General features: G+C 77.3%; 5 protein-coding genes. 2 read left to right on the forward strand and 3 right to left on the reverse strand.

What is annotated here, in order from left to right:
- Positions 1–34: 34 nt before the first annotated feature.
- The 3 genes from HCN52_RS20735 to HCN52_RS20745 form a co-directional block, all read right to left on the reverse strand.
- Positions 35–1,000 carry a Rossmann-fold NAD(P)-binding domain-containing protein gene (locus HCN52_RS20735; protein WP_168089974.1) on the reverse strand — a complete coding sequence of 322 codons (966 nt, stop codon included), beginning with the start codon at positions 998–1,000 and terminating at the stop codon, positions 35–37.
- A 403-nt stretch (positions 1,001–1,403) separates the two neighbouring features.
- A complete protein-coding gene (locus tag HCN52_RS20740; RefSeq protein WP_209314797.1) occupies positions 1,404–4,232 on the reverse strand; it encodes an ABC transporter substrate-binding protein in 2,829 nt (942 codons plus the stop codon).
- Positions 4,233–4,479: 247 nt separating this feature from the next.
- The gene (locus HCN52_RS20745; RefSeq protein ID WP_168089976.1) at positions 4,480–4,800 is read right to left on the reverse strand and encodes a cupin domain-containing protein; all 321 of its coding nucleotides are present in this window, start codon (positions 4,798–4,800) and stop codon (positions 4,480–4,482) included.
- Between the two features lie 177 nt (positions 4,801–4,977).
- Between HCN52_RS20745 and cutA the strand changes: the two genes are divergently transcribed.
- A complete protein-coding gene (gene cutA / locus HCN52_RS20750) occupies positions 4,978–5,349 on the forward strand; it encodes a divalent-cation tolerance protein CutA (RefSeq protein WP_168089977.1) in 372 nt (123 codons plus the stop codon).
- Positions 5,350–5,465: 116 nt separating this feature from the next.
- Positions 5,466–6,210: sirohydrochlorin chelatase (locus HCN52_RS20755; protein ID WP_168089978.1), on the forward strand; the 745-nt coding region annotated here is incomplete at its 3' end.

A 6,210-nucleotide genomic window follows, 5' to 3' on the forward strand; every position in this document is an offset into this window, starting at 1 on the left:
GCCCCGCCCCGGCCGCGCAGCCGCGGGCGGGGCGTCACTCCTCGTCCCACGCCCCGGTGGCCGCCGTCCGCCGCACGTACTCCGAGAAGTCCCGCGGCGGGCGGCCCAGCGCCCGCTCCACGCCGTCGGCCGGGGCGGAGCACGAGCCGTCCAGCGTCTCGCGCAGCGTCACCATCGCGGCGGCCGCCTCCACCCGGCCGACGCCCCGGGCGATCAGCTCCGCCTGGTATGCGGCGCGGGACATCGGGCGGTAACGCACCTCGCGGCCCGTCGCCCAGCCGATCTCCGCCACCGCCTCCCGGAACGTCAGCGCCCGCGGCCCGGACAGCGTGTACACCTGCTCGGCGTGACCGGGGCCGGTCAGCGCCGCCACCGCGACATCGGCCAGGTCGGCGAGGTCCAGGAAGGGCTCCGCCACCTCGCCCGCGGGCAGCGACACCGTGCCGCGCAGCACCTCGGGCAGCAGGAAGTCCTCCGAGAAGTTCTGCGCGAACCAGCACCCCCGCAGCATCGTCCAGGTGGTGCCGGAACCGCGCAGGGCGGCGACCACCGCCTCCTCCGCCCGCGCGGCGCTGCTCATGCCGCGTCCGGAGAGCAGCACCAACCGTTCCGCTCCCGCCGCCGTGGCCGCCCGTGCCAGCGCGCCCAGTCGCTCCGGCGCTTCCGGGTCGCTGAGGTCCGGCGCGTACGCCGCGTACACCGCCCGTACGCCGGCCAGCGTCGCCGGCCAGCCGGCGGGCTCCCGCCAGTCGAAAGGCGCCGTCGCCGCCGCCCGGGAACCGACCCGCACCCGCAGCCGCATCGCGCGCAACCGCCCGGCGACCCGCCGGCCGGTCTTCCCCGTGCCCCCCAGCACCAGCACGTCGGGGCGCGTGTCCTGCGCCTCGCCCCGGCCTGCCGCCCCGCCGGGGCCGATCAGCGCGCAGTCGGTGAGATGACCTCCCCGACGGCGCCCCGAACCCCCACTCGGTGCGGCCCCGTTGTCCGCATCGTTGTTCATGGGGAAAGTCAACCCTGTCCCGGGCCCGGCGCCGTACCGCCCCACCGTCCCGCGGGGGTCGAGGTGGCCGGGCCGCCGTCTCCCGATGCGCCATATGGGCCCGTCGGAGCGGCAGTTGGGGCCACGCGAGCCATCGCTCGTCAGCCGTGCACCCCTCCCGTGCCACACGATCGGGCGACGGGCCCCGCTGACGCCCCGCGTCCCGCCCGCGGTGGCACGGGCGGGGCGCCCCGGTCGGCGTGGGCGCGCCCTCGGGGCGTGGGGGAGACCTCGCGTCGGATCGGCTCGCGGCGTCAGGTGCGGCCGGCCGCACGGCGGAGGGGCGCCCTCGTCCCGGGTGGTGTCCGAACGTCCCCGGCAACGCCCGGCGCCGCGGGGCTGGCGCGGGGTCGCTCCCACGCTGTCAGCGGGGGCAGCCCGTCTCCGGGGCGCCCGTGCGCCCCGGCGCGAGCGTCCCGATGAGGAAGGAGCAAACGGGCTGCGCCTCGATGTCCGAGATGTCCTCCAGGGTCAGCACGGCCAGGTTGCGCTCGTTGCCGATGCGCGAGGTGCGGAAGTCGACGGCGCCCGTGGCGCCCTGGAAGACCGACTCCCGCAGGTGCTGCGCGACCGCGCCCCGGTGCGGGGGCCGGGCGGCGGTGCCGGCGGTCGGCGGCCGGTGCAGTTCGCCGACGGCGCCGATCAGCATGCCGGCGGTGTCGTAGGCGACGCCGCTGCGCTCGGCCGGCCACGGCACCGCGCCGCCGCCCCCGGGGTCCGACGCCTCGGGGTGCAGCCGTGAGAACCCGGTGCAGAACGCGTTCAGCGGTGTCCCGCCGGGGGTGCCGTCGGGCACCTCGCCGCGGCGGCACGGGTCCCCGGCGAGGGTGACCAGCGCTCCCAGGCCGACATAGGAGACCGGCACCCCCGCCAGCGCGGAGTTGGTGCGGCGCTCGGGCTGGGCGACGAAGCGGGAGACGGAGTCGCCGGCCACGATCACGGGCAGTTGCGCGCGGCCGCCCGGGCAGCCCCCCGCGCTGGTGCGCAGGAAGTCCGCGAAGTCCGCCTCGCGGCCCACGTAGAAGACCATCTCCCCGGACCGGTCGGGCCCCGTGCAGAGCGAGTTGTCCCCCTGCGTACGCCCCCAGCTCTCCTCCGCCACCTCGATGCCGCGCGCCTCCGCCTCGGCACGGGTCTCGGTCAGCAGGGTCTCCACGTAGCCGTCCCCGGCGCCCAGTGGCGGGTGGTGCACGGTCAGTCGCTCGACGTCCAGGTGCTCGGCGTACCGGGCGACCAGCAGCGCCTGGACGCTGTTGTCGGGCACCATCTGGAAGTACAGCGGGGAGAGTTCCGCCAGGCCGGTGCCGGTCAGGGTGGTGCCGACCACCGGCACGCCGGCCGTGCCGAGTTCGCTGATCGCCTGCTCCGTCTGCGCGACCGTGCGGTCCATGCCGGTGACGGCCACGACGGTGGGGTCGGCCTCGGCGAGCGGGGCGAGCATCTCCCGGGCCACCGTGGCGGCGTGCCCCATGCCGTCCCCGCCGTTGGCGACCACCACCCGCAGCAGCGGCTGCACGTCCGACACCTGGTTCTGCTCCTGCTGGCGCAGCAGCAGCCCCTCCAGCTCCTCCGCGGAGGCGTGGTCGGTGTCCGGCCGGGACACCTCGTTGGTGAGGCCGACGAAGTGGACGACGGTGAGGAACGGTCGGTCCGGGCGCTGCGCGTGCAGCCGCTTCGCCGTCTCGTTCTGGGCGAAGACCGCCGACTGGGCGGTGCGGAGGCGGTCGTTCTTGCCGAAGATCTGGACCGCGCTGTCGCTGTAGCCGACGCACTGGGTCCGGCCGCCCCGCCCGAGCTCGGCGACCCGCACGGCCACCCCGTCGTGGAACCCCGCGCGGAAGTAGGAGCAGCCGGCGGCCCAGCTCTCGCGCACGTCGAGCGCCGGCGGGAGCAGCACCACCAGCAGCAGCAGGGCCAGCACCGCCTCGCCGACACCCCGGCGGGCCGGGTAGGGCGGGCGCCGGGCGCGCAGCCCGGTCAGCGGCGCGGCCGGTTGCCGCGGCGGCGGTGGCTCCGCGGCGGCCGTGACCGCCGGGGCGGAACCGTCGCGGTGGCGCACGGCGCGCGGGGACAGGCGCCGCGGGGCGACGGGGGGTGCGGGCGGGGCCGCGGGCTCAGTGGCGCGCAGCCAGAGGTAGCGCGCGTAGCGGTCGAACCGCTGTCGCCGCAGGGGCAGGTTCTCCCGCCAGGTGCGCAGCGCCAGCGCGGCCTCGGCGGGCGGGTGGTCCGCGGTGGGACGCGGCTCGGGCCAGTCGGCGCCGGCCGCGACCACCAGCAGCGGGTCGTGCTCCCCGGTCTCGTTGCGCACGTCGTTGATGAGCTGCAGCAGCTCCCAACCGCCGTTGGCCTCGGTGACGTTGTCGAGCAGCAGCGTCACGTAGGCGGTGCGCCGCAGGCCGGCGCGGCGGGGCAGTACCCGGCGGTGCCGGCGGCGGTAGGCGGCCCGCAGGTCCTCCAGGAACGCGTGGACGAGCAGCTTGCCGACCTGCGAGGCGTCCTCCCGCTCGCGGTGGGGGAGGGTCAACCGCTCGGCGAACCCCTGGATGTCGCGCGAGTGCGCCGGGACCACGTACGGCTGGCGCATCAGCCAGCGGGCCTGCCGGCGCACCCCGGTCACGCGCATCCCCAGCCGGCCGGCGACGGCCAGCACCAGCCACAGGGCGGTCCGCGCGGGGAGGGTGGGGACGTCCTCGACGACCGTGGCGGCACCGGAGCCGTCGTTGGCGGTGCGCGGCCCCCGGCCGCTCCAGCGGCGCAGCATCTCGGTGGTGCGGCGGCGACGGTTCCCGCCCGGCTCCCGGTCCACACGCTGGGTGGTCAGCCACTCCACCAGCCGGTAGCGGTCGAAGGTGGGCTGGTGGTACGGGCCGAAGGCGTCGAGTTCCAGCTTCTCGCGCGCCGCGGTCAGCAGGGGCAGCGGCGGGAGCGGCCCCTCGGCGTCGCGGGTCGACGCGGCCACCGCTTCGGCGTCCACGCGGGCGAACGCCAGGTCCCGGGTGGTGGCGAACCGTTCCGCGAACGGCACCAGCACGTCGCGGCGGCCGGCCCCCACCACGCAGATCAGGGGCAGGGGCCGGTCGCCGCGCACGGTCCGCCCCCCGCCGCGCTCCGCATCGGTCAGCGCGGGGCGTTGCACCAACTCCGCTATGACCGACTCCAGTTCCTCGTCCCCCGGAAAGCCTGTGGAGTCCATCGGCATGGCATGTGAGCGTAGTGGCGCACGCCGGGTTCCGGTGCCGAACGGAGACAGGTCCGCGCGGGTACCCGCCTTTTCGACAGCTGGTGGTGCGCCCGGGGCGGACGGGACGACCGGAGCGGCCGTCCCGTTCCGGAAGCGGCGGCTCCGGCGGGACGTGACGAACCTCGGCGGGACGGGACGCCGGCGGGACGCGACGGACCCCGGCGGCAGGGACCCCGACCCCGGCGGGCGGATCGTGCGGTCAGACGGCGGTGACCGCCGTCAGCAGCACCGCGGCGTGGCCTTGAGCGCGCAGGCCGTGCCGGTGGCGGGGCAGTTCGGTCACCACGCCCGCGGTCAGTTCCTGTTCGGCCTCCCCGTCGGTGAGCCGCACGGTGCCGCGCAGCACGTGGAGACTGGCGGCCGGCGGGCTCTCGTGCTCGCCGAGCTCGGTACCGTCCCGCAGCGCGATCACCGACTGCCGCAGCGGGCCGTCGTGGAGGAAGAGGTGGGCGCTGCGGCCGTGCTCGGCCGCCAGCGCCCGGCGCAGGTGCTCGTCGACGAGCGCGTTGATGTCTTCCATGGCGGCTCCCGGGGTAAGCGCCGTGTGGCGCGCCGTTCCTCCATGGTGACCTGCCCCGGCCCGCCCGCAACCGAGCGCGGCGGGCGGTGGGGCGCCGGCGGGGCGCCGCATCGCGTGCGCGTCCGCGCGCGCGGACGAACAACGACCGGTGCGGTGAACGCACGGAAGGCGGCATCGATGACCTGGACGGCCGACCCGGCGAGCGCGGCACCCGCCCCCGAGGTGCTGGCGGTGACCACCACCACCGACGACCCGGAGCGGGCCGCGGAGCTGGCCGGACGGGCGGTGGAACTGCGGCTGGCGGCCTGCGCCCAGGTGGGCTCGCCGATCACCTCCTTCTACCGCTGGCAGGGCGAGACCCACCGCGACCAGGAGTGGCCGGTCGTCTTCAAGACGACCGGAGCCCGCTACCGGGAGCTGGAGACCTACCTGCGCGAGGCCCACACCTACGACGAACCGCAGATCGTCGCCGTCTCCGTCACCCGGGGCAGCCCGGGCTACCTGGAGTGGGTCGCCACCGAGACGGCCGCTCACGACGACGAGCTCTGAGACTGCGCCGCGCCACCCGGGGGCGGGTGACGAAGGGCACGCCGGTGCGGCGTCCGCCGGAGCGGATGTGACGCCGGCGCAACACCGGCGCAACCTGCGACTCGCAGGCTGGGCCCATGACCGCCCTCCCCGCCGCCCGCGGCCCGCAGACCCCGCCGCCGGCCCTCGTCGCCGTCGTCCCCGGCGCTCCGGGAGCCGCAGCCCGCCCGGAGGTGGCGGCCCTGCTGCGGCGGGTGCGGGCGCTGCGTCCCGGCCCGGCGGTCGAGGCGGTCCGGCTGGCGGAGTGCGACGCCCGGCTCGGCCCGGTGCTGGAGAGGCACCGGCGGAGCGGGGCGGTGGTGCTGCCGCTGCTCTTCTCGCGGGGTCCCGAGGCCCGGCACGAGGTCCCCGACGCGGTGGCCCGGACGGGCCGGCAGGCCGTGCTCGCCGCCGGGCTCGGCCCGCACCCGCTGCTGGCCGACGCGCTCGCCGGCCGGCTGGCGGAGACGCCCGGCGGTTCCACCGCCACCGCCGTGGTGCTGGCGGCGCCCGGCTCGCCCGACCCGGAGTGCGTGGCCGGTCTCCGGTACACCGCGGACCTGCTGTCCTCACGGCTGGGCGGCCTGCCGGTCCTGCCCGGCCCGGCGGGAGCCGGCGGCGCGGCGGAGGCGGTGGCGCGGCTGTGTGATCTCGGGCACGCCCGGATCGCGGTCGCCGCCTGCTTCCTGGCGGCCGATCCGGGGACGGCAGCGTTGGCCGCGGACCGGCGGCTCGCCGTCGCCGCGCCGCTCGGCGCGCACGTGGCGTTGGCCCGGCTCATGCTGCACCGCTACGACCAGGCCGTGGGCCACCGGTCGGCCGGGGCGGGGCACAGCGGCGTCC

It is taken from the genome of Streptomyces bohaiensis (genome assembly GCF_012033785.1).
Lineage (GTDB): Bacteria > Actinomycetota > Actinomycetes > Streptomycetales > Streptomycetaceae > Streptomyces > Streptomyces bohaiensis.